Origin of the sequence: Methylobacterium goesingense (assembly GCF_022179225.1) — a bacterium.
GTDB lineage: Bacteria > Pseudomonadota > Alphaproteobacteria > Rhizobiales > Beijerinckiaceae > Methylobacterium > Methylobacterium goesingense.
In genome coordinates, this window is sequence record NZ_BPQL01000205.1 from 1 (window position 1) to 2,502 (window position 2,502).

The 2,502-nt window shown below is 67.9% G+C and carries 1 protein-coding gene and 1 pseudogene; both read left to right on the plus strand.

Annotation, left to right across the window (positions count from 1 at the left end; all coding sequences use genetic code 11):
* Nucleotides 1–117: 117 nt before the first annotated feature.
* A pseudogene (gene istA, locus MFF30_RS24735) lies at nucleotides 118–1,605 on the plus strand (IS21 family transposase); the annotation flags it as partial.
* An 8-nt stretch (nucleotides 1,606–1,613) separates the two neighbouring features.
* Nucleotides 1,614–2,348: an IS21-like element helper ATPase IstB gene (istB, locus tag MFF30_RS24740; RefSeq protein ID WP_283205937.1), complete on the plus strand. Its 735-nt coding sequence runs from the start codon at nucleotides 1,614–1,616 to the stop codon at nucleotides 2,346–2,348.
* Nucleotides 2,349–2,502: the final 154 nt, after the last annotated feature.

Consider the following 2,502-nt stretch of genomic DNA (forward strand, 5'->3'; position numbering starts at 1 on the left):
TGTGTTTCGGCGTGCAACTTTGACCCCGTGAGGCGGGGGATCGGCGTCCAATTCTGACCCCCTAACCTCGTTCTCGCAGACTGCTCTCCGGTACGGCCGGAAGGGTGGTGTAGGGGGATGAAGGGCGTGGACACGATTGCGCGCATCCGGCGCGAGTTCTTCACCCGCGGTCGCGCGATCAAGGACATCGTCCGCGACCTGCACGTCTCCCGCAACACGGTCCGGAAGGTCATCCGGTCGGGGGCCACCGCCTTCGCCTACGAGCGTGAGGTGCAGCCGCTGCCCAAGCTCGGGCCGTGGCGCGACGATCTCGATCGGATGCTGACCACCAACGCCGGCAGGTCTGCCCGCGAGCGGCTGACGCTGATCCGGATCTACGAGGCGCTCCGCGGGCTTGGCTACGAGGGCGGCTACGATGCCGTTCGGCGCTATGCCAAGACCTGGAAGCGCGAGCGCGCCTCGGTCACAGCGCAAGCCTTCGTGCCGTTGTCGTTCGCCCCGGGCGAGGCCTACCAGTTCGACTGGAGCCACGAGATCGTGCTGATCGGCGGCACGACCGTCACGGTCAAGGTCGCCCACGTCCGGCTCTGCCACTCGCGCATGCTGTTCGTGCGGGCCTATCCGCGCGAGAGCCAGGAGATGGTGTTCGACGCCCACGACCGGGCGTTCGCGTTCTTCCGCGGCACCTGCCAGCGCGGCATCTACGACAACATGAAGACCGCGGTGGAGACGATCTTCGTCGGGCGCGAGCGCGCCTACAACCGCCGCTTCCTGCAGATGTGCTCGCACTACCTCGTCGATCCGGTCGCCTGCACGCCGGCCTCGGGCTGGGAGAAGGGGCAGGTCGAGAACCAGGTCGGACTGGTGCGCGAGCGCTTCTTCACCCCGCGCGTCTGGGTGAAGAGCTACGAGGAACTGAACGCGCTCCTGCTCGATGGGGTGATCGCATACGCCAAGGCGCATCCTCATCCCGAGGAGCGCGAACACACCGTCTGGGAGCGGTTCGAGGCCGAGCGGGCAGCCCTCGTTCCCTATGCCGGCCGCTTCGACGGCTTCCACGCCATCAGCGCTTCGGTGTCCACGACCTGCCTCGTGCGCTTCGACAACAACCGATACTCGGTCATGGCCTCTGCCATCGGCCGCCCGGTCGAGGTCCGTGCCTACGCCGAGCGCGTCGAGATCCGGCAGGACGGTCGCGTCGTCGCCGAGCACGAGCGCGCCTTCGGCCGGGATCAGACCGTGTTCGATCCCTGGCACTACGTCCCCGTGCTGGCCCGCAAGCCCGGCGCGCTCCGGAACGGCGCACCGTTCAAGGACTGGGTGCTGCCTCCCGCCCTCGACCGGGTCCGACGCAAGCTCGCCGGCAGTGCCGGAGGTGACCGGCAGATGGTGGAGATCCTCACCGCCGTGCTCGGCGACGGGTTGCCGGCCGTCGAGGCGGCCTGTGCCGAGGCGCTGCGCGAGGGCGTCCACTCGGCCGACGTCGTCCTCAATATCCTCGCCCGGCAGCGCGAGCCGACCCCGCCCGTCACCATCCTGACCCCCGAGAGCCTGCGGCTGCGCCACGAGCCGGTCGCCGATTGTGCCCGCTACGACAGCCTGAGGAGCCCCCCATGATGGAACGCCAGAACATCCTCGCCACCATGGGCGAGCTGAAGCTCTTCGGCATGAAGGCCGCCTACGACGAGATCATCAAGGTCGCGGTCAAGCGCACCCACGAGCCGCAGCAGATCGTCGGCGACCTGCTCCAGGCCGAGATCTCCGAGAAGCAGGCGCGTTCGATCCGCTACCAGATGACGATTGCCAAGCGCCCTCTGGCCAAGGACATCGCCGAGTTCGCCTTCGACGGCACCCCGATCAACGAGGGTCTGGTGCGCGACCTCGCCGGCGGTGAGTTCCTGGCTCACCAGCGCAACGTCGTGCTCGTCGGCGGTACCGGGACCGGCAAGACCCACCTCGCCATCGCCATCGCACGGGCCTGCATCCGAGATGGCGCGCGGGGCCGGTTCTACAACGTCGTCGACCTCGTCAATCGGCTCGAAGCCGAGGCGCGCGCCGGCCGGCAGGGCCGCATCGCCGACCATCTCGCCCGGCTCGACCTCGTGGTGCTCGACGAACTCGGCTACCTGCCGTTCGCGCAGTCGGGCGGCCAGCTCCTGTTCCACCTCATCAGCAAGCTCTACGAGACCACCTCCATCGTGGTCACCACCAACCTCGCCTTCGGGGAATGGCCGAGCGTATTCGCCGGCGACGCCAAGATGACCACGGCGCTGCTCGACCGGCTCACCCACCATTGCGAGATCGTCGAGACCGGCAACGAGAGCTGGCGCTTCAAGAACCGCGCCTGAGGTCGGCGCACACGTCTCGCCTGCTGGACCCCTGATCAGCCCGGCTACGCCACCCCGACCCGCTTCGCCGGGCTGATCAGGGGCGTCCCGCCATACCTATCCAGGGGTCAAAGTTCGACGCCGATCCAGGGTCAATGTTCAACGCTGTTTGACA

Coding starts and splice junctions, on each gene's coding strand:
- istB (WP_283205937.1), top strand. CDS start 1,614: ATGATGGAACGCCAGAACATCCTCGCCACCATGGGCGAGCTGAAGCTC.